We start from the raw sequence: 20,165 nt of genomic DNA on the forward strand, positions 1-20,165 counted from the left end.
GGGGTGGGCCGGGGAACGGTGCGGCCGGCGCCGGGGACCTCCGCCGTTGCAGCCACAGGTACACCAGCGGCGCCGCAATGGCCAGGAGAAGGACCGGCGCACCCACCCACAGCAGCGGTCCGGCCCCGGAGACCAGAGATGAGGACTCCTCGTCATCGGCGGCGGGAGCGGGGGAGGTCCGGCCGTCCCGGATGCCGCCGCCGACGTAGGCGGGGCCCTGTTCGGCCTTGCCCTGTACCGAGACGTCGAGGTTGACGGGGACCGGTGCGCCCGAGGCGCCTCGGGGGTCCGCGAGCTGGACGGCGATGTAGTACGCGCCGGGGATGGCCTGCTCGTCATCGGCGCCGATGGTGCTCATCAGATCGCGGTTGAGGTAGCGGACCGGCCGCAACGTTCTGCTGGGCTCGATCTGGGTCGCCTCGCCGCGGTAGGGGTCGTTCCCGCTCTTGTACAGCATCGAGCGGTTGGGGCCGAAGCTGAACGTCTGCGTGGTGAGGTCGGCGGGCGGGCCGGCGGGGAGACGGACACGGTGGGCCATCGCCTGACCCCAGTCCAGGTCGACCCTGTAGAAGATCGTCTCACCCGGCAGCAGGGTGTCGGTGTACTGCCCGGAGCCGTTCAGGAGAGCCGCCGTGTTGAACGATCCGCCGCCGACGGCCTCCTCCGGCGGGCCGCCCGGCTGCTGGAAGGACACCCGGTCGCCGCGTTCGGCGCCCTTGCCGCCCTCGCCGACCGGTGGTTCGAGCATGACCATCAGTTCCACGGGGACCGGCCCGTCGACGCCACCGGAGAGCTTGCGGCGCTCGACCTTGAAGTGGAACTTTCCCGGTTCGCTACAGGAACCGCCCATGCTGCCGGTGGGCTTCCAGGTTCTGTGCGCGCTCCCGACTCTCAGATCCTTGCGAGTGAAGGTGTACCTGCCCCGGCAGCGCTTTCCACCGCGGTCAAGGACCCGGGCTGACAGCTTCTCGGTGTCGCTGGTGCCGCCCTCATCGTTGTAGACGGCGGTGGCGGTCGCGCGAGCGGTATATCCCTTGGGTACGTCGATGGCGTAGTACTTCGACTCGTTCTCGCCGATCTGGTCGAGGTGCAGTCCCGGACCGGCCGGCGGGGCCGATGACGTGTCCGAGCCGCCGTTGATCGGCTTGCCCGCCGTGTCGTAGTTGCGCAGCGCCTGGCGCGTCACCCGGGGCAGGACCCGGGCCAGGTCATCGCCGTCGGGGGCGGCGCTGAAGGTGCCGCCGGTGGCCTGGGCGATGCAGGTCAGCTGCCGTTCGGCCTTCTCGTCGACGTTGAACCCGACCGAGTGCACCTTCAGGTCCGTGCCGTCCTCGGCGAGGTCCTTGGCCACCTGGCACGGATCCGGTGGAGCGCAGGTGTCCTCTCCGTCGGAGACCAGGACGATCGCGCCCGGCTTCCCGGCCGGCAGCTGGGCCGCCGCGGTCCGCAGCGACTCCCCGATCGGCGTGTACCCCCGGGGTTCGATTCCGTTCACCGACTGCGCCAAGGCACCGGGGTCGCTCGTACCCGGCTTGTGCAGCACTTTGACGTCCTTGCATCCCCGGGGCTTCTCCGCCGGTGTGTTGCCGGTCCCCGATCCGTACACCGCGAGGCCCATGGAGGCACCCTCCGGGGCCTGTTCAGCCAGCATCCGCACGGCGTTCTTCGCCGAGGCCATCTTGCCCTGCGGCTGCATCGAACCCGACGCGTCCAGCACCACCATCAGCGGTACCAGCTCCGGCGCCCGCACCGGCGCCGCCGACGTCTGCGCGACGGAGGACAGCCCCATCACGATCGCGACGGCCATCATCGACACCGCAGCGCGGCGCAGTCCTGTGTTCACCTTCGTTCACCACCCGGCAGGCCGCCGCCGGCGAAGTGAGGCGCGCGGCGGCGGTACGCACACGGTCAGAAACTGTACATAATGTACGTACTGTACATCTAGCTAGATCATCGCGAAACGTTCATGCTCCTATTCCGTCAGATGGCGGCGGGCGGCGATCTGTTCGTGGTCGTCTGCGCGTGAGGCGTGCGGCTCCTGTCGTGCCGCCTGTGCCCAGGACCGGCGGGTCAGTCCGCGACGATGTCCATGCGCAGGAACTCGGAGATGCGGAGCAGCCTCGGTGGGCGTGCCACCTCATCGGAGAGGGCCTGGAACGCCTCGTCCTTCCCGATGAGGCGTGGGGCGGTGAGCTTCAACTCCCGCCCGTCGACCTGGAGTCGCGCACTGTCGGCTGCCAGGACGTTCTGCACCCAGTCCGAGCCCGATCCGTACACCAGGACGAACAGATAGCCGCCGTCTACTGGGTGCGCGTCGAGCGGCGTGCGGTACGTCGCGCCCGAGGTGCGACCGGCGTGGGTCAGCACCGGCCATTTCCCGCCCGCGATCGCGCGGGGGTTGAACACCCGCTTGTTCACGTGCCCCCACCAGCCCGGCATCGGCATCGGGATCTCCTTCTCTCGCCCTGTGGAAGGCGGCGTGGTCAGACGCTCATCGAGTTCCCGGCTGCTTTCAACCCGGGAAGAACTTACGCTCGTAAGGACGGCTTACAGGCGTAAGAGTGGCTTACGCTTGTAAGCTTGTCAACGCGTCCGTCCATTGGAGTCGTCGTGCCATCACCACCGCCGCTGCCGCCACGGCAGCCGCTCAGCAGAGGTCGCGTGCTGGAAGCCGCGATCCAGGTCGCGGACCGCGGCGGCGCGGAGGCGATCACGATGCGGAAGGTGGCGCAGGAACTGGGCGTGGAGGCGATGTCGCTCTACCACCACGTACCGAACAAGGACGCGATCCTCGACGGCGTGGTCGACGTGGTGTTCGCGGCGATCGAGCTGCCCGGTACCGAATGCGACGACTGGCGCGAGGCGATCCGTGCGCGTGCGTCCTCCGCGCGTGCCGTCCTGTCGCGGCACAGCTGGGCCCTCGGCCTCATGGACTCCCGTCGCCACCCGGGACCCGCGACGCTGCGCCACCACGACGCCGTCCTCGGCGTTCTCCGGGAGGCGGGGTTCACGCTGCCGATGGCCGCGCACGCCATCTCGCTCATCGACAGCTACATCGGCGGGTTCGTCCTCCAGGAGGCGAACCTGCCGGTCATGGCGCCGGACGATGTCGAGGAAGTGGCCGGCGGCATCCTGGAGCACCTGCCGGCGGACGAGTTGCCGTACCTCGCGGAGATGATCACCGACCACGCCCTGCGGCCGGGCTACGACCACAGGAGCGAGTTCGGCTACGGCCTGGACCTGATCCTGGACGCGCTCGAAGCCCGCCGGAAGTAGACCCCCCGCGCCCGGCGAGCCCATTTCCGACCGCGCACGTCAAGGCGGTCGTCGGCCTCGCGTCAGAGCGGGTACTGCGGCGGCTCGCCGCGCATGGTGATCCAGCGGGTCTCGGTGAACGCCTCGATGTTCGCCGCGGCGCCGCCGAAGCGGGAACCGGTGCCGGACGCCCGCACACCGCCGAAGGGGGCGTTGGCCTCGTCGTTGACCGTCTGGTCGTTGATGTGGACGATCCCCGTCGGGATCTGCTCGGCGACGGCCAGGCCGCGCATCGCGTCGCGGGTCACGATGCCGAGTGACAGGCCGTACTCGCCGGCGGCGGCCAGCTCCACCGCCTGCGAGACCGACGACACGCGCGTGACCGGCGCGACCGGGCCGAAGACCTCCTCGGCGAAGGCGGGGGAGGCCAGGGGCACGTCCGCCAGCACCGTCGGCCGGTAGAAGAGCCGCTCGTAGGTCCCGCCGGACGCGAGCGCCGCGCCCTGGTCGACGCTCGCGGTGACCATGCCGTGGATCTTGTCGCGCTGGCCTTCGTCGATGACGGGGCCGAGCGCGACCTCGCCGCCGGCCGGGTCGCCGACCGGGAGCTTGCCGGCCTTGGCGGCGAGGCGCTCGACGAAGTCGTCGTAGAGGCGGTCGGCGATCAGGTGGCGGCCGGTGGTCATGCAGATCTGGCCCTGGTGGAAGAACGAGCCCCAGGTGGCCAGGTTCACCGCCGCGTCCACGTCGGCGTCGTCCAGCACCAGCATCGCGGAGTTGCCGCCGAGCTCCAGGTGGGCGCGCTTGAGGTGCCGGCCGGCCAGCTCACCGATGCGGCGGCCGACCGGGGTGGAGCCGGTGAAGGAGATGACCCGCACGTTCGGGTCGGTGATCAGCGCCTCGCCCACGTCCACGCCGCCGGGCAGCATCTGCAGGACGCCCGGCGGCAGCCCGGCCTCCTCGAACACGCGGGCCATCAGGGTGCCGCCGGTGACCGCCGTGCGCGGGTCGGGCTTGAGGATGACGGCGTTGCCGAGCGCGAGCGCCGGGGCGACCGAGCGGATGCCGAGGATGATGGGCACGTTGAACGGCGAGATCACCGCGACCACACCGGCCGGCATGCGGCGCGCCATCGACAGCCGCGGCTCCTCCGACGGCAGCACCTCGCCGATCGCCCGGCTGGGCAGGCCCGCCGCCTCGTAGCACTCCTCGGACGCCACGTGCAGCGCGAACCCGGCCATACCGGGGACCGCGCCGACCTCGCGGACGTTCCAGCCGCTGATCTCCTCGGCGTGCCTCTGCCACAAGTCACCGGCCTTGCGCAGGACGGCGGCGCGGGCGGTGTGCGGCAGCGCGGCCCACTCCCGCTGCGCCGCGGCGGCGCTCGCCGCGGCCTCGGCGACGTCCTCGGGGGTCGGCTTCCCCATCCGGCCGATCTCACGGCCGGTGGCGGGCTCGACCACGGGGTAGTCGCCGCCGTGCCCGGCCGTCCACGCACCGTCCTTGAAGAGCTTTCCCTGCCAGTCGACGCTGTCGAGCAGTCCCACGGCGGTTCCTCCTTCTTCCAATGGTGTCAATGCATCATGCCCGGTCCTGCCCCGTACAGGCCCCGGCCGATCCGAGCGGGCCCCCGGCCCCGGGCGCCCAGCCGGTGCGGCGCGGGACGCGGAGGCCCGCCACACCTCCTGCCGTCGCCTCTCGGCAATGTTTGTCATTCATCCAGGTGAGCGGACATTGATACGCTCGGTAATCAACCGGTAATGGTCGGCGAGGGTTGACAACCTGCGGCGAAGAATCTATACATAAACTTGATCGCCTGGACTTCGCCCATTATGGATTTAGGTGCGGATTTAATACCGGGCACCTTCCCGCCGCCGGATCCATGATCCGCTGCGGCATATCTTCACCCGGACCTTGGACGATGCCGTGCCGGCGGTCCGCGTCCGGTTTCCACTGGCAGACGGATCGCCGTCCCCTCACGGTGGTCCGTGCCGGCATGGCCTGACCGGGCCCCGCCGGCCATTCGACGATGACCCCGCCCCCGGCCTGAGCGCGGTTCGGCGCTCGGCCGGCGTCGACCGGGCGGGCCACCGGCATGCCGGTGAACGCGAAATGAATTCGGCGGTCCCGGCACCCTCTCGTCAGTGGGATTTCCGCAGGCCGAAAAGGAAGCGAGTCGCATGAGTGGCGTTATTGTCCCGCCTGGTCAGGGACGGAAGCTGATCACTAAGGCGCAGGAAATCACTTTCAAGGTCACCGGGGCGCACGGCGCCCTCGCATCCACCTTCGAGGTGGTCGTGCCGCCCGGATTCGACGTGGGAGCGCATACCCATCAGCGCTCGCACGAGTTCTTCTACGTCCTGGAAGGAGAGCTCACCCTGCTGGCGTTCGAGCCCGCCGAACGAACCGAGGACCACTGGCAGGACTGGAAGTCCGCGGACGGCGACCGGATCGTCAGGGCCGGCCCGGGAAGCTGCATGTTCGTTCCCCCCGGATGCCCGCACGCGTTCACGAACGCCACCGGCGAGCCCGCGCGCATGCTGTTCCAGAGCTACCCGGCACCGGACCACGAGCAGTACTTCGAGGAGATCGCGGAGATCTTCTCGACGGGCCGCGCCGTCGACTCCGGCGCCGTGCGGCGGATGCGCGAGCGGTACGACGTCGACCAGATCACGCCGCTTCGCTACGGCCCGCCCGCCCTCGCGAACTCCGGCCCGGCACCCGAAACCGGGGCGTAGCGGAAGGTGGGTGACCCGATGGACGCGATTCCCCTGGTGCACGCGAGCCTGGGCGGGCAGGAGCTGGCCGCCGTCGAGGAGGTGTTCGCCTCCGAGTGGCCGGCCGGTCAGGGCCCCCGCGGAAAGGCCCTCGAACTGCAACTGGCCGAGCGTTTCGGGAGCGCCGAGGCGGTCGCGTTGAGCAGTTGCGCCGCCGCGCTGCACCTGAGCCTGCTCGCGCTCGGCGCCGGGCCGGGCGACGAGGTCATCGTCGCCGACTACACCTTCCCGGCCCCCGCGCACGCGGCGCGCTACGTCGGCGCGGTCCCGGTCTTCGCCGATGTGCGGGCCGACACCGGCACCATCGACCCGCAGGCGGTGGAGGCCCTCGTCGGACCGCGCACGGCGGGCGTGATCGCGGTGGACACCGTCGGCCTGCCCGCCGACTACGCCGAGCTGGAATCGATCACCGACCGGCACGGCCTGTTCCTCATCGAGGACGCCGCGTGCGCGGTCGGCGCGACCTACCGGGGGCGCCCGGCGGGCGCGCTGGCACCGGTCGCCTGCCTGTCCTTCCACGGACGCAAGGGAATCACCAGCGGTGAGGGCGGCGCGCTGCTCACCTCCGACCCGGCGCTGGCCGCCGACGTGCGGCTGCGGTCGTCCTTCGGCATCGGCGCCATCTACGACAAGGCCCGGGTCGTCGGCCTGCCGATCCCGGAGTTCACCGAGATCGGCTACAACTACAAGCTGTCCGACATCGCGGCCGCGATCCTCCAGGTGCAGGTGGGCCGGATCGAGGAACTGCTGGACCGCCGGCGTGCGGTGGCGGCGCGCTACGACGAACTGCTCAAGGACGAAGACCTCGTCACACCGCCGCACGTCCCGCCGGACCGTTCCCACGCCTGGCAGTCCTACATGGTGACGCTGGACCCGGACGTCGACCGGGCGGGCGTCGCCGCCGACCTGCGTGCCCAGGGCATCGGCTGCGGGCACGGCACGTGGGCGAGCCACCTGGAGCCGGTGTACGAGACGGCGCAGGCGTGCCCCGTCTCGGCGGATCTCTTCCGGCGCAACCTCGCCGTTCCCATGCACGCCGAACTCACCCCGGACCAGGTCGAACGGGTGATCGAAGCGCTGCGGACCGCGCTGCGGACCCACGCGCGCCCGCACACGAACTAGCCGCACGTTCCAGCGAGCACGCCGACCCGCGTCGCCGAAACCGGTGACCGCCCGCGCGTCCATCGGACGCCGCGAGCGAAGACCGTAAGGGAGTCGACCCCGATGAAGGGTTCCATCGCCTACAGATCGATACAGAAGCGCGGCCTCCACCTCGGCCTGCTGCCGGAGATGGCCGCGGCCGCCGGCGGTTCGACCCCGATCACGCTCGACCACGACCTGGACGTCCTGCCGGAGGCCGGCAGGCGCCTGACGGTGTCCGAACTCGCGGAGCACGTGGACGACCTCGCCGCCCGCCTGCGGGCGGCCGGTATCCGGACCGGCGAGCACGTCGTCGTCTACAAGACCGCCAACGCCGACATCTGGATGCTGGCCGCCGCGGCGTCCCGCGTCGGCGCGGTCCCCGTGATGCTGTCGCCCGCCCTGGACGCCGCGACCGTCGGCATCCTCATCCGGCGGCTCGGCCGGCCCAGCCTGCTCACCGACGAGCGCAAGCTCGACGCGCTGGCCGGGGAACCGCTCGCGGACCTCACCGAGCGGGTGGTCGTCGTGGCGGGTGACCGGCCGGGCGCCGAGTCGCTGGCCGCTCTCGCCGGGGCCCCGCGGGTCGAACCGGTGGTCCGGCCGATCGACGAGGCGGCCGTGATCACCCACACCTCCGGGACGACCGGGCTGCCCAAACTCGTCGTCCACACACCCCGCACCCAGGGTCTGCGCCTCAGGCCGCAGTGGCGGCTGCTCTCCTTGATGCGCAAGAAGGAGACCGTCGCCATCCACATCCCGTTCGTGCATTCCCGGATGGTCGCGGCGATGGCGCTGGCACTCCTCAAGGAGGTGCCGGTGCTGCTCATGAGGGAGTCCGCGCCCGACACGGTCGCCGGCCTGTTCCAGGAGCACCGGCCCGGCTTCGTCGAGGCGCTGCCCAACTCCCTCATGGAATGGGAGGGAGTGGCCGACGACCCGCGCAGGCCGTTCGCGTCGGTGAAGTACTTCAGCAGCACGTTCGACGCCATCCATCCGAGGACGATGAGCCGGCTCCTCAAGTCGTCCGCCCGGCGGGGCGCGCTGTTCTTCCAGATCTACGGCCAGAGCGAGGTCGGCCCGGCGGTCGGCCGCGCCTACTTCCGCGGTTCCGCCCACCGGACGGACGGCCGCTGCGTCGGCTGGGCGATGCCGCTCGGCTGCGCGAGGATCCGCCTGGTGGGCCGGGACGGCGGCCCGGTCTCCAAGGAGAACCCCGGCTTCATCGAGGTGGCGTGGCCCGCACTGGCGAACACCTACTTCGCCGAGCAGGACCGCTACGACGAGAACCGCCACGGCGACTGGTGGCGGACCGGGGACGTGGGCTACCGCACCAAGCTCGGCTGCCTGCACATGCTCGACCGGGAGGTGGACGTCATCCCCGGCGTGCACAGCTCCCTGGAGGTCGAGGACCTCCTGCTGGGCAGGCTGGAGGAGCTGAGCGAGCTCGTCGTGCTCCAGGGCCCGGGGTCCGAGCCCGTCCCGGTGCTGTGCACCACCGACGACGCGCCGCTGGACGGCGACCGCTGGCGGATGGCCGCCGCCGACTTCCCCCAGCTCGCCGACCCCGTCCAGCTCCCGCGGGCCGAGCTGCCGCGGACGGCCACGCTCAAGGTGCAGCGGCTCGCGCTGTCCCAGCGGATCAAGGACCAGCTGAAGGACCGGGCATGACCCGTGGCCGGCCGCCGGCCGGGCGGCGCAGGACGACGACACGAAGGGGCCGGGTGCGATGACACCGGAAGCCACGCTCGCACGTTTCCGCGAATACATGGTGGGGCCGACGCGTTTCATGACGCTGCTGTCCTGCTTCGAACTGGGCCTGATCGACGCGCTCCGGGACAAGCCCGCGATGAGCGCGACCGATCTCGGCGAGGCGGTCGGCGTCAAGCCGGACGCCGTGGAGCAGCTCCTGTTCCTGCTGGTCAAGGAGGGGTTCGTCGGTTACGACGAAGCCTCCGGCGGCTACATGCTCGCCGCGCTCGCGGCGGTCCCCGAGCGCGACCTCAAGCGTGCGCTCACCTACATGAACATGATCAAGGTCGTCGCGCTGAGGCAGCTCTTCCACCTCACCGAGAGCGCCCGGACCGGCACCCTCGTCGGCCTGAAGGAGTTCTACGGCGCCGAGGGGACCCTGTACGGCGCGGTGGCCGAGCACGCGGACCTGCGCGAGTCGTGGGCGACGCTGATGGACACCGTCACCGCCAACATCGATCCGTGGTTCTTCGGGAACATCGAGCTGCCCTCCGGCGCGCGGGTGCTCGACCTGGCCGGGAACACCGGCCTCGGGGCGGTCAACACCTACCGGATGAAGCACGTCCCCGGGCTTCGGGTGACGACTTTCGACCTGCCGGAAAAGGAACAGGAGTGCCTGGCGAACTTCCGGGCGCACGGCGTGGAGGAGCATTGCTCGTTCATCGGGGGCGATGTGTTCGACGGAATCCCCGAGGGCTTCGACGTCGTGCTGATCAAGCACTTCCTCGACATGTTCGACAAGGATGCCGTGCTCCAGATCCTCAACGGCGCCAACAAGTCGCTGCCGGTGGGCGGGCAGGTCGACATCCTCGTTCCGGTTTACCCGGAAGACGTCAGAGAGACCACCAACTCCAACGTCGACTTCTTCCCGGCCTTCTTCATCGGCTGCACCATGGGACAGGGCGGGCCGCAGAAGCTGTCGACCTACCGGAGCTGGCTGGAGGAATGCGGATTCGAGGTGACCAGAGCGGTCACCAAGAACCCCGCCGAACTGCCGCCGGACGTCATTCCCGTGCCGGCCGTCCTGTGCGCGACGAAGACCGCCTGATCGCCTGGCACCGGCCGGGCTCGAAAGAAAGTGGATTCCAGAATGCCAACGCTGTGCAAGCCGGCGGTCAGTGTGCCGGAATATGTCGTCACGATGGAAGACACTCTGGAATTCGCGGAAAAGGTTCATGGCGGGAAGCCGCAGCTCCAGCTGGCGCTTCGCCTGATCCAGAACACGGGCGTGCGGAAGCGGCACATCGTGCAGCCCATCGAGGAGGCGCTCCGCCACCCCGGCTTCGAGGAACGGAACCGGATCTACGAATCCGAGTCGAAGAAGCGGTGTCCCGAGGTCATCGAGCAGGCACTGGCGAACGCCGCGCTGAACACCGATGACATCGACGCGATCATCTACGTGTCGTGCACGGGCTTCCTGATGCCGTCGCTCACCGCGTGGCTGATCAACACGATGGGGTTCCGCTACGACACCCGGCAGATCCCCATCGCCCAGCTGGGCTGTGCGGCGGGCGGCGCGGCGATCAACCGGGCCCAGGAGTTCTGCGCGGCCCACCCCGAGAGCAACGTGCTGATCGTCGCCTGCGAGCTCTGCTCGCTGTGCTACCAGCCCGGTGACGACGCGGTCGGCTCGCTGCTGTCCGACGGGCTGTTCGGCGACGCGGTCGCGGCCGCCGTGGTGCGCGGCAGCGGCGGCGTCGGGGTCGCCCTGGAGCGCAACTCCTCGTACCTCATCCCGGACACCGAGGAATGGATCTCCTACGCCGTCCGCGACACCGGCTTCCATTTCCAGCTCGACCGCCGGGTGCCCGGGACGATGGAGCCGCTCGCCCCGGTACTGCGCGAACTCGCCGCGAACCACGGCTGGGACGTCCGCAACCTCGGGTTCTACATCATTCACGCCGGTGGCCCGCGAATTCTGGACGATCTCGCCAAGTTCCTCGATGTCGACCGGGAGAACTTCCGCTACAGCTGGGCGACCCTGACCGAATACGGCAATATCGCGAGCGCCGTCGTCTTCGACGCCCTCCGCAGGCTCTTCGACGACGACCTCCTGCGCACCGGCGCCACGGGCGTCATCGCGGGTTTCGGGCCCGGCATCACCGCCGAGATGGCGGTCGGCAGCTGGACCGCCGACCCGGCCGAAACGATGGATCGAGTTCAGCTCGATGCGCTGACGTCCTCCATTCAGTAACGCAGTCACAGAACACGCGGCAAAGGAGAGCGCGATGACCAACTTGATGCTGCTGCCCGACGGAATGCGCCGCTGGTCCGAGAAGAACGGCGTCCCTCTCGAGGTGAGCTATGCCGCGATGGGGGACAAGCTCGTCGAGTTCACCGGCTGGGCCCGGGAGGAAGGCTTCACGACCTTCTACATCGCCTGCTCGTCCGTCGCGAACTACAGCCGCTCGGAGTCCGTGGTGGCGATGGCCATGAACTCCTACATCGACGTGGCGCGGCGGTGCCACGGCGACCTCAACTTCGACCTCTCCGGGGCGCTCGACGTCGTACCGGACCGATATCTCAGGGAACTGGAAGAACTGCGGGAGAAGTCGGACCGGGAGTCGGACTTCACTCTCCACTTCGTCCTGGGCATGTCCCTCGCCCGCGAGGTGGTCGACATCTTCAACAAGTTCAACGGGAAGATCCCGGCGATGACCGAGGAGATCCTGGCGGACAACGCCCACGTTCCGGAACCGATCGATTTCATGATCCGGCCCGGCGGGCACGTTCGGCTGTCGTCGTTCTACCCGCTGATGTCGCCGTTCGCCGAGATCCACTTCTGCTCGCCCCTGCTGCTGGAGATGGCGCGAGCCGACTTCGACGCCGCCCTGCGCGACCTTCGCGGGCGGGATCGGCGCTTCGGCCTCTACCCGGTATGAGCCGACCCGGCCCACGAACGAAACCTGACGCCTACCGCTTGGAGGACCGGGGTGTCCGAGGCAACTGAGGCAGAGAAGTTCTACTCGGCCGTCGAGGAAACGGCTCGGCTGCTGGGCGTCCCTTGCTCGCGGGACCAGGTGTGGCCGACCCTGAGCGCGTACCGGGACGCCCTGAAGGAAGGCGGGGTCGCCTTCAGCGTGCACGCCGGCGAGCGCCACGCGGGAGAGCTCAACTACGCCCTCACGCTCCCCCCGTCGATCGACGATCCGTACGCCCACGCGGTGTCGCACGGCTTCGTCGCCGAGACGGACCATCCCGCGGGCTCCCTGCTCTACGACATCGAGGCGCGGTGCGCCGTCGCCGAGCACTTCGTCGACTGCGGAGTGGTCGGGGGCTTCCGGAAGCTCTACGCGCACTTCCCGCAGGACCTGCAGAAGGTGGCGAAGCTCGCCGACATCCCTTCCATGCCGCCCGCGGTGGCCGAGAACGTCGACCTGTTCACCCGCTACGGCCTGGAGGACGTGGCGATGATCGGGGTCAACTACCGGCAGCGGCACGTGAGCGTGTACTTCCAGTTCGCACCGGAGAACCGCCCGGAGCCGGACGCCGTCCGATCGATGCTCGCCGAGATCGGGCTCCCCGAACCCGACGGTCCGCTGCTGGAGTTCGCCCACAAGACGTTGCGGGCGAACCTCACCCTCGGCTGGGACTCCCCGGAGATCCTGCGGGTCGCCCTCGCCCCTCCGCCGCGCCGCGGCCTGGACCCGTCGGCCGTTCCCGCGCGGATAGAGCCGAACGTCGAACGGTTCGCGACGAGTTCGCCACGCAACTACGCCGGTGAGCGGGTCAACCTCTTCGCCGTCAAATGGGCGGCCGAAGGGGAGTTCCTCGAGGTCTGCTCGTACTACCAGCTCTCCGCCCTGCAGCAGAAGCTGTTCGTCCAGGACGCCGGAGAGCAGTCCTAGCGAGCCGAATCCGGGATGGCGAGGCGCCGCACAGATGGACCGGTCCTCCCGCGACACCCCCCTCTGCAACAACAAGGAGTAGAAGCATGACGACGTCTGACCGTTCCCCCGCCTCTCCGCTCCGGCGGAGGACGCTGCTGCTCGGCGGCCTCGGAGGAGCCTCGACCGCCGCCCTGGCGACCCTGGCCAACCCGGGGGTCGCGGCCGCCGCGCCCGCCGCCCCCTCGGCGCCCGCCCAGATCGACTTCGACTTCGACAAGGACAACTTCCACCGGGACCTGATCGGCACCGGTGGGGACGAGTCGTACGGGGGGCAGCTGGCGTTCGGCCCGATGGACGCGTCCGTCATCATCTGGATCGCGGACATCATGACGACGTCGTGGTTCGACGCGCTGGCGCCCTACCACCCGACCGCGGTCGGCGTGCACTCCCGGATCCCCCGGCGCCCTGCCGGTGAGTCCAAGACCAACCGGAACAAGAACATCGCCGCCATCCACGCCACGCACAAGGTGGTGAAGGCCACCAACCCCGAGCGGCTGCAGTCGGTCGAGGCCGTGATGAAGGTGATCGGCCTGGACCCCGCCGACCTGTCGGAGGACCCCGCCACCCCGGTCGGCATCGGCAACATCGCGGGCAGGTCCGCCGTCGAGGCCCGGCACCGGGACGGCATGAACTTCCTCGGCGACGAGGGCCGCAAGTACAACGGCAATCCCTACGACGACTACACCGGCTACGAGCCGGTGAACTCGGCCTACGAACTCCGCGAGCCGGCGCGCTGGCAGCCGGCCATCCACACGCACCAGCGCCGCGTCGGCGGAGGACCCGGCGACAAGGGCATCTTCGTCATCCAGCGGTTCGCCACCCCGCAGCTGGAGAGGGTGAAGGCCCACACGTACTCGGACCCGCGGAAGTTCCGGATGCCCCGTCCCGACCACCTGCGCGGGCGCGCCTACAAGCGCTCGGTGGACGAGGTCCTGGAGGCGTCGGCCGCGCTCACCGACGAGCAGAAGATGAAGGCGGAGTTCTTCGACAACAAGTTCCTGGGAATCGGGCAGGCGGCGATGGCCGCGGGCAAGGCCCACGACCTGGATCTGGACAACTGGGTCCACCTGCACTTCACGAGCTCCATGGCGCAGTTCGACGACCTGATCGCCTGCTGGCACTACAAGCGCAAGTACGACACCGTCCGGCCGTTCAGCGCGGTCCGGCACGTGTACAGGGGGCGCCGGGTGACCGCCTGGGGCGGCGTCGGCAAGGGGACGGTCGACGACATCCCCGCCGACGAGTGGACCAGCTTCATTCCCGTCGGAGACCACCCCGAGTACCCGTCCGGGTCCACGACGCTCTGCGGCGCCGAAGCGCAGGCGGCGCGGCGCTTCCTCGGGGACGACGTCCTGGAGTGGACGCACCCCGTCCCCAAGGGCTCGTCGCAGACGGAGCCGGGGCTCGTCCCCGCCAAGGACATCCAGCTGCACTATCGCACCTGGACCGAGTTCACCCGGGACTGCGCGATGAGCCGGGTGTGGGCCGGGGTGCACTTCAGGCAGACGGTCGAGAGGTCCCTCGAGTTCGGCGCGCAGTTCGGCGACCTGGCCTACGAGCGGGCGCAGCAGTACATCAAGGGCACCGTCAAGGACTGATCATCCCGGGAGGGCATATGTCCGAAGCCACCGATGTCGAGAGCGCGGGTCCGCAGGACCTCGCCGCATACGCGAACACGATCTTCGCCGAGGCCCTCGCCGGACCGCGTGACCGACTCGGCGAACGCCTTTTCCGGATGTCGCTGACGGCCTGGGAGAATCCCCGGCTGAGGCCGCAGCTCCTCGAAAAGGTCCGGTCCGCGGCCACCAGCGACGCGGGTGCGGAGCATCTGCGCGACCACTTCTCCTCCATGCTGGTCGAACGGGTGGGGGAGGTGGTCGACGCGCCGCCGCTCCACCTCAACGCGGTGGTGGTCCAGGTGGTGGGCGTGATCATGGCGCGGTACGTGATGGAGATGGAGCCGATCGCGTCGGCGTCGGTGGACGATCTCGTCGAGACCATCGCCCCCACGATCCAGCGCCATCTGGACGCATAGGCCGCGGTTCTGACACGGCCGGTCCTGACACGGCCCGGTTCTGACGCCGCCCGATTCAACAGCCATGACTTGGAGGACGCATGTCCAGGAAAGCCGCCGAAGAACTGTATTCGGCGATCGAGAAATCAGCCGGACTGCTGGATGTGACCTGCAACCGCGACGTGGTCTGGCCCATAGTGACCGCGTTCGAGGACGCCCTGCCGCAGGCCGCGATCCTCTTCCGGGCGGCGACCGACGAGCGCCACGCCGGTGAGCTCAACTGCCACCTGATGATGCTTCCCCCGGACGTCGATCCATACGCCCTCGTCCTGTCGAAGGGCCTCGTGCCGGAGACCGACCACCCCGTCGGCGCCCTGCTCTCGGACATCGAGGAACGGTTTCCCGTCGACGGCTACGGAATCGACTTCGGCGTCGTCAAGGGCTTCCAGAAGGCATGGTCGTGCTTCCCCGGGGACGACATGCAGAGGCTGCCGGAACTCGCCGACGTTCCGTCCATGCCGCGTGGCCTGGCCGAGAACGCCGGCTTCTTCGCCCGCTACGGCCTGGCGGAGAACGTGACCCTGATCGGGATCGACTACGGGCACCGGACGATGAACGTCTATTTCGGCGAGGTGGACGAGTGCCTGAAGCCGGAGGCCGTCCGATCGATGCTCCGCGACATGGAGATGCCGGACCCCAGCGACCAGCTGCTGAAGTTCGCCGAACAGTCCTTCGGGTTCTACGCCACCCTCAGCTGGGACTCACCGAAGATCCAGCGTTTCTGCTATTCCGCGATCACCCGGGACCCGGCGGCGCTGCTGGAGCGGGTGGAGCCGGAGATCGAGCACTTCCTGAAGACGGTCCCGTACGGCGCCGACGACCCCCGGGTGGTGTATTTCGCCACGTCGCCGGCCGACGGGGAGTACAGCAAGATCAATTCGTACTACCAGTGGCGGCCGAGGCTCGTCCGGCACATGCACACGAGCGTGTCCGAAACCAGCGAGTAGTCGAGGAATCATGTCGGTTTCCAGACGTCGAGTCCTGCTGGCGAAGCCGCGCAGCTCCTGCGCCGGCGTGGAGCGGGCCGTGCGGACCGTCGAGATCTGCCTGGAGAGGTACGGTCCCCCCGTCTACGTGCGCAAGCAGATCGTCCACAACGTCCACACCGTGAAGACCCTCGAAGAGCGGGGCGCCGTCTTCGTCGAGGAGACCGACGAAGTGCCGGAGGGAGCCGTCGTCGTCTTCTCCGCCCACGGCGTGGCCCCGGCCGTGCGCGTGGAGGCCGAGACCCTGAACCTGCAGACGATCGACGCCACGTGCCCGCTGGTCACCAAGGTCCACCGGGAGGCCGTCCGCTTCGCCGCCGACGACTACGACATCCTCCTGATCGGGCACGAAAGCCACGAAGAGGTCGTCGGCACCATGGGCGAGGCGCCGGAGCACATCCATCTGGTCGACGGCCCGGACGACGTCGCCAACGTGCGGGTCCGTGACCCCGACCGCGTCGCGTGGCTGTCGCAGACCACACTCTCGGTGGACGAGGTCCTCGCCACGGTGGCGGCCCTGCGCCGGCGGTTCCCCAACCTGCTGGATCCGCCGTCGGACGACATCTGCTACGCCACCCAGAACCGCCAGGTCGCCGTGAAGGAGATCGCCGCCGACTCGGAACTCGTCATCGTCGTCGGCTCGGCGAACTCCTCCAACTCCGTCCGTCTGGTCGAGGTCGCCCGGGAGCGCGGTGCAGCCGCCCACCTCGTGGACCACTCCGACAACATCGACGAGTCCTGGCTCGACGGCGTGGCGACCGTCGGGCTGACGAGCGGCGCCTCCGTCCCCGACGAACTCGTCCAAGGCGTCGTGGGCTGGCTCGCCGAACGCGGCTACGACGAGGTGACGGAGATCGAGCCGGTCACGGAGCACATGCATTTCGCCCTGCCTCGCGAACTGCAGATTCCGGCGGCGCCGCCGGACCAGTACTGACGAAAGGACACCAATGGCCCTGCTGGAGAGCATCCGTGGCCCGGCCGACCTGCGCGAACTGCCCGAGACCGACCTGCCCGCGCTGGCGGGGGAGATCCGCGAGTTCCTGGTGCGGACGGTGTCCCGTACCGGCGGGCATCTGGGGCCCAACCTGGGCGTCGTGGAACTGACGGTCGCGATGCACCGGGTCTTCACCTCGCCCCGCGACAGGATCATCTTCGACACCGGACACCAGGCGTACGTGCACAAGCTGCTCACCGGCCGGCCGGAGGGCTTCGAAGGACTCCGCCGGCGGGGCGGTCTCTCCGGCTATCCGTCGCAGGCCGAATCGGTGCACGACGTGGTGGAGAACTCCCACGCATCCACCGCCCTCGCCTACGCCGACGGCCTGGCCAAGGCCAACCAGCGGCGCGGCCTCGCCGACCGGTCCGTGGTCGCGGTGATCGGCGACGGCGCGCTCACCGGCGGGCTGGCCTGGGAGGGGCTCAACAACCTGGTCGGCGCCCCGGACCGGCCGGTGATCGTCGTCCTCAACGACAACGGCCGCTCGTACGCCCCGACCGTCGGCGGCCTCGGCCGCCACCTGCACGCGCTGAGAACCTCGCCCGGTTCGTGGCCGGAGCATTACACCCGCGACGGCAGCGCGGCCGGCGACAACCTGTTCACCCACCTCGGCTTCGCCTACCTCGGCCCCGTCGACGGCCACGACGTCTCCGCCTGCGAGCGGGCCCTCCAGGCGGCCCGCGACCTGCGCCGCCCCGTCGTCGTGCACGTCACCAGCAGGAAAGGGCACGGATACCCGCCCGCCGAGGACGACGAAGCCGAGCACATGCACGCCATCGGCAAGATCGACCCGGCCACCGGCAAGGCCGCGAAGCCGTCCGGCATGTCCTGGACCAAGGTGTTCGCCGAGGAGATGTGCGCGGTCGGCGCGGAACGCGACGACGTCGTCGCCATCACCGCCGCCATGCCCGGCCCCACCGGGCTGGCGGCCTTCGCGGAACGGTTCCCCGACCGGGCGTACGACGTCGGCATCGCCGAACAGCACGCCGCCTGTTCGGCCGCCGGACTCGCGCTCGGCGGCATGCACCCCGTCGTCGCGGTCTACTCCACGTTCCTCAACCGCGCCTTCGACCAGGTCGTCATGGACGTCGCCCTGCACCGCCTGCCGGTCACGTTCGTGCTGGACCGGGCCGGGATCACGGGGCCGGACGGGCCCAGCCACCACGGCGTGTGGGACCTGTCCATCCTCGGTGTGGTCCCCGGCCTGCGGGGCGCCGCGCCCCGCGACGCCACCCGCCTCCGCGAACTCCTCCGCGAGGCCGTCGACGTCACCGACGGCCCGACCGTCCTGCGCTTCCCCAAGGCCACCGCCGGGCCGGACATCGACGCCGTCGCCAGCGTCGACGGCATGGACATCCTGCGCCGCAGCCGCGGCCGCCCGCTCGACGTCCTCATCGTCGCCGCCGGGCCGCTCGCCGGGGCGTGCCTCCAGGCCGCCGGAATCCTCGAAGAGCAGGGCACCGGGGTCACCGTCGTCGATCCCCGCTGGGTGATCCCGGTCAATCCCGCGCTCCCCGGCCTCGCCGCCCGGCACGCCCTCGTCGTCACCGTCGAGGACGGCGGCCGTACCGGCGGGGCGGGAGCGCGGCTCGCCCAGGCCTGCGCCGACGCCGGCGTGCGGACCCCGGTCCGCAACCTCGGCCTTCCCCGCGCCTTCCTCGAACACGGTGACAGGCAGGACCTGCTGGACGACGCCGGCCTGTCCGGCGACCGGATCGCCGAGGCCGTCCGGCGCTACCGCGCCGACCTGGGCACCGCCGCCGCGGCCCGAGTGGAAACGACCACGCGGTGACCGCCGGCCTCCGGGCGGCACGAACTGAAGGGATGATCGCGAATGGTGGATCTCGGTGTGCCCCAGGTGCCCCCGGCGCTCGGCCGGCGGCGGGTGAGCAGGCAGCTGACGCTGGGTCAGGACGGGAGGGCCGTGCCGGTGGGCGGCACGGCGCCGGTGAGCGTCCAGTCGATGACCACGACGGTGACCGCGGACGTGAACGCGACGTTGCAGCAGATCGCGGAACTCACCGCGGCCGGATGCCAGATCGTGCGGGTGGCGGTGCCCTCGGCCGACGATGCCGACGCGCTGCCGCAGATCGCGCGCAAGTCGCAGATTCCGGTGGTGGCCGACATCCACTTCCAGCCGCGGTACGTGTTCGCGGCGATCGACGCCGGATGCGCCGCCGTGCGGGTGAACCCCGGGAACATCAGGGCGTTCGACGACCAGGTGGCGCGGATCGCGAAGGCCGCGGACGAGGCGCGGGTACCGATCCGCATCGGGGTGAACGCGGGCTCGCTCGACAAGCGGCTGCTGGCCAAGCACGGCAGCGCGACCGCGGACGCGCTGGTGGAGTCGGCGCTGTGGGAGTGCTCGCTGTTCGAGGAGCACGGATTCCGGGACGTGAAGATCTCGGTCAAGCACCACGACCCGGTGGTGATGATCGCGGCGTACCGGAAGCTGGCCGCCGCGTGCGACTACCCGCTGCATCTCGGGGTGACCGAGGCGGGGCCGCAGTTCCAGGGCACGGTGAAGTCGGCGGTGGCGTTCGGCGCGTTGCTGGCGGAGGGCATCGGGGACACGATCCGGGTGTCGCTGTCGGCGCCGCCGCCCGAGGAGGTCAAGGTCGGGATCGCGATCCTGGAGTCGCTCGGGTTGCGCCGGCGCGGTCTGGAGATCGTGTCGTGCCCGTCCTGCGGCCGCGCGCAGGTGGACGTCTACAGGCTCGCGGACGAGGTGACCGCGGGACTGGACGGGCTTGAGGTGCCGCTGCGGGTCGCGGTGATGGGCTGCGTCGTCAACGGCCCGGGTGAGGCCCGCGAAGCCGATCTCGGCGTCGCGTCCGGCAACGGCAAGGGACAGATCTTCGTCAAGGGCGAGGTCGTCGCCACCGTCCCCGAGTCCAAGATCGTCGAGACGCTGATCGACGAGGCCATGCGGCTGGCCGAGGAGATGCCCGCCGATGACCAGGCGACCGCCGGTAGACCGCAGATCGTCACGGACGCCCGCTGACGCGGCGAGGCCCCTGGTAGACGCGTGGCCGAGCGCAGGCGGAACGCGCTACCAGGAGCCTTTGGCGCGTTCCGCTACGACCCTGGAGCCGGAGGGTCGAGGGTGGCCATCACGTCGTCGGGATGGTAATAGACACGGCGGTTGAGCGTGTAACGCCGCCATTGTGACTCGTGCGCGTAACGGTAGATGGTTCCTTTGGGAATGCGCCATATGGCGGCGACATCATCTACTGTCAAGCCGACCTTCTGTATCTGGCTTTTCATCATGTCGCTCTCTTTTCTGCCCTGGGG

The 20,165-nt window shown here is 69.8% G+C and carries 18 protein-coding genes; 14 read left to right on the top strand and 4 right to left on the bottom strand.

The annotated features are described in order from the left end of the window. Both E1285_RS31695 and E1285_RS31700 read right to left on the bottom strand, forming a co-directional pair. Positions 1-1,843: VWA domain-containing protein (locus tag E1285_RS31695; RefSeq protein WP_132158250.1), on the bottom strand; the 1,843-nt coding region annotated here is incomplete at its 3' end. A gap of 227 nt (positions 1,844-2,070) precedes the next feature. Beyond that, the gene (locus tag E1285_RS31700) at positions 2,071-2,445 is read right to left on the bottom strand and encodes a nitroreductase family deazaflavin-dependent oxidoreductase (RefSeq protein WP_132158251.1); all 375 of its coding nucleotides are present in this window, start codon (positions 2,443-2,445) and stop codon (positions 2,071-2,073) included. A 165-nt stretch (positions 2,446-2,610) separates the two neighbouring features. Here E1285_RS31700 and E1285_RS31705 point away from each other — a divergent pair, with 165 nt between their 5' ends. Continuing rightward, complete coding sequence (locus E1285_RS31705) at positions 2,611-3,276, top strand: TetR/AcrR family transcriptional regulator (protein WP_207946965.1); 666 nt, start codon at positions 2,611-2,613, stop codon at positions 3,274-3,276. A gap of 62 nt (positions 3,277-3,338) precedes the next feature. Here E1285_RS31705 and E1285_RS31710 read toward each other — a convergent pair whose 3' ends face one another. Continuing rightward, positions 3,339-4,802 (bottom strand): benzaldehyde dehydrogenase, encoded by a 1,464-nt coding sequence (locus E1285_RS31710; RefSeq protein WP_132158252.1) that lies wholly within the window; start codon positions 4,800-4,802, stop codon positions 3,339-3,341. Between the two features lie 633 nt (positions 4,803-5,435). On the opposite strand from E1285_RS31710, the gene E1285_RS31715 reads away from it, so the two are divergent. The 13 genes from E1285_RS31715 (at position 5,436) to ispG (ending at position 19,875) form a co-directional block, all read left to right on the top strand. Next, positions 5,436-5,993: a cupin domain-containing protein gene (locus E1285_RS31715; protein ID WP_132158253.1), complete on the top strand. Its 558-nt coding sequence runs from the start codon at positions 5,436-5,438 to the stop codon at positions 5,991-5,993. 18 nt (positions 5,994-6,011) lie between these two features. Continuing rightward, positions 6,012-7,154 carry a DegT/DnrJ/EryC1/StrS aminotransferase family protein gene (locus tag E1285_RS31720; protein ID WP_132158254.1) on the top strand — a complete coding sequence of 381 codons (1,143 nt, stop codon included), beginning with the start codon at positions 6,012-6,014 and terminating at the stop codon, positions 7,152-7,154. A 102-nt stretch (positions 7,155-7,256) separates the two neighbouring features. Further along, entirely contained in the window at positions 7,257-8,843 is a 1,587-nt protein-coding gene (locus tag E1285_RS31725; RefSeq protein WP_132158255.1) for an AMP-binding protein, read from the top strand. Between the two features lie 58 nt (positions 8,844-8,901). Further along, the gene (locus E1285_RS31730; protein ID WP_207946967.1) at positions 8,902-9,972 is read left to right on the top strand and encodes a methyltransferase; all 1,071 of its coding nucleotides are present in this window, start codon (positions 8,902-8,904) and stop codon (positions 9,970-9,972) included. Positions 9,973-10,065: 93 nt separating this feature from the next. Beyond that, a complete protein-coding gene (locus E1285_RS31735) occupies positions 10,066-11,118 on the top strand; it encodes a type III polyketide synthase (RefSeq protein WP_132158256.1) in 1,053 nt (350 codons plus the stop codon). A gap of 34 nt (positions 11,119-11,152) precedes the next feature. Then, the gene (locus E1285_RS31740) at positions 11,153-11,806 is read left to right on the top strand and encodes an undecaprenyl diphosphate synthase family protein (RefSeq protein WP_132158257.1); all 654 of its coding nucleotides are present in this window, start codon (positions 11,153-11,155) and stop codon (positions 11,804-11,806) included. Positions 11,807-11,857: 51 nt separating this feature from the next. Then, a complete protein-coding gene (locus E1285_RS31745; protein WP_165966833.1) occupies positions 11,858-12,772 on the top strand; it encodes an aromatic prenyltransferase in 915 nt (304 codons plus the stop codon). An 86-nt stretch (positions 12,773-12,858) separates the two neighbouring features. Next, a complete protein-coding gene (locus E1285_RS31750) occupies positions 12,859-14,412 on the top strand; it encodes a vanadium-dependent haloperoxidase (protein ID WP_207946969.1) in 1,554 nt (517 codons plus the stop codon). 17 nt (positions 14,413-14,429) lie between these two features. Further along, positions 14,430-14,849: a hypothetical protein gene (locus E1285_RS31755; RefSeq protein WP_132158259.1), complete on the top strand. Its 420-nt coding sequence runs from the start codon at positions 14,430-14,432 to the stop codon at positions 14,847-14,849. An 80-nt stretch (positions 14,850-14,929) separates the two neighbouring features. Further along, a complete protein-coding gene (locus E1285_RS31760; protein WP_132158260.1) occupies positions 14,930-15,835 on the top strand; it encodes an aromatic prenyltransferase in 906 nt (301 codons plus the stop codon). Between the two features lie 7 nt (positions 15,836-15,842). Beyond that, positions 15,843-16,808 carry a 4-hydroxy-3-methylbut-2-enyl diphosphate reductase gene (locus tag E1285_RS31765; protein WP_207946972.1) on the top strand — a complete coding sequence of 322 codons (966 nt, stop codon included), beginning with the start codon at positions 15,843-15,845 and terminating at the stop codon, positions 16,806-16,808. Between the two features lie 13 nt (positions 16,809-16,821). Then, positions 16,822-18,663, top strand: a complete 1,842-nt coding sequence (locus E1285_RS31770) for a 1-deoxy-D-xylulose-5-phosphate synthase (RefSeq protein WP_132158262.1) — start codon at positions 16,822-16,824, stop codon at positions 18,661-18,663. 42 nt (positions 18,664-18,705) lie between these two features. Continuing rightward, a complete protein-coding gene (gene ispG, locus E1285_RS31775) occupies positions 18,706-19,875 on the top strand; it encodes a flavodoxin-dependent (E)-4-hydroxy-3-methylbut-2-enyl-diphosphate synthase (RefSeq protein ID WP_132158263.1) in 1,170 nt (389 codons plus the stop codon). A 74-nt stretch (positions 19,876-19,949) separates the two neighbouring features. Here the strand turns inward: ispG and E1285_RS46870 are convergent. After that, positions 19,950-20,165: helix-turn-helix domain-containing protein (locus E1285_RS46870; protein ID WP_207946971.1), on the bottom strand; the 216-nt coding region annotated here is incomplete at its 5' end.

The organism is Actinomadura sp. 7K507 (genome assembly GCF_004348425.1).
Lineage (GTDB): Bacteria > Actinomycetota > Actinomycetes > Streptosporangiales > Streptosporangiaceae > Spirillospora.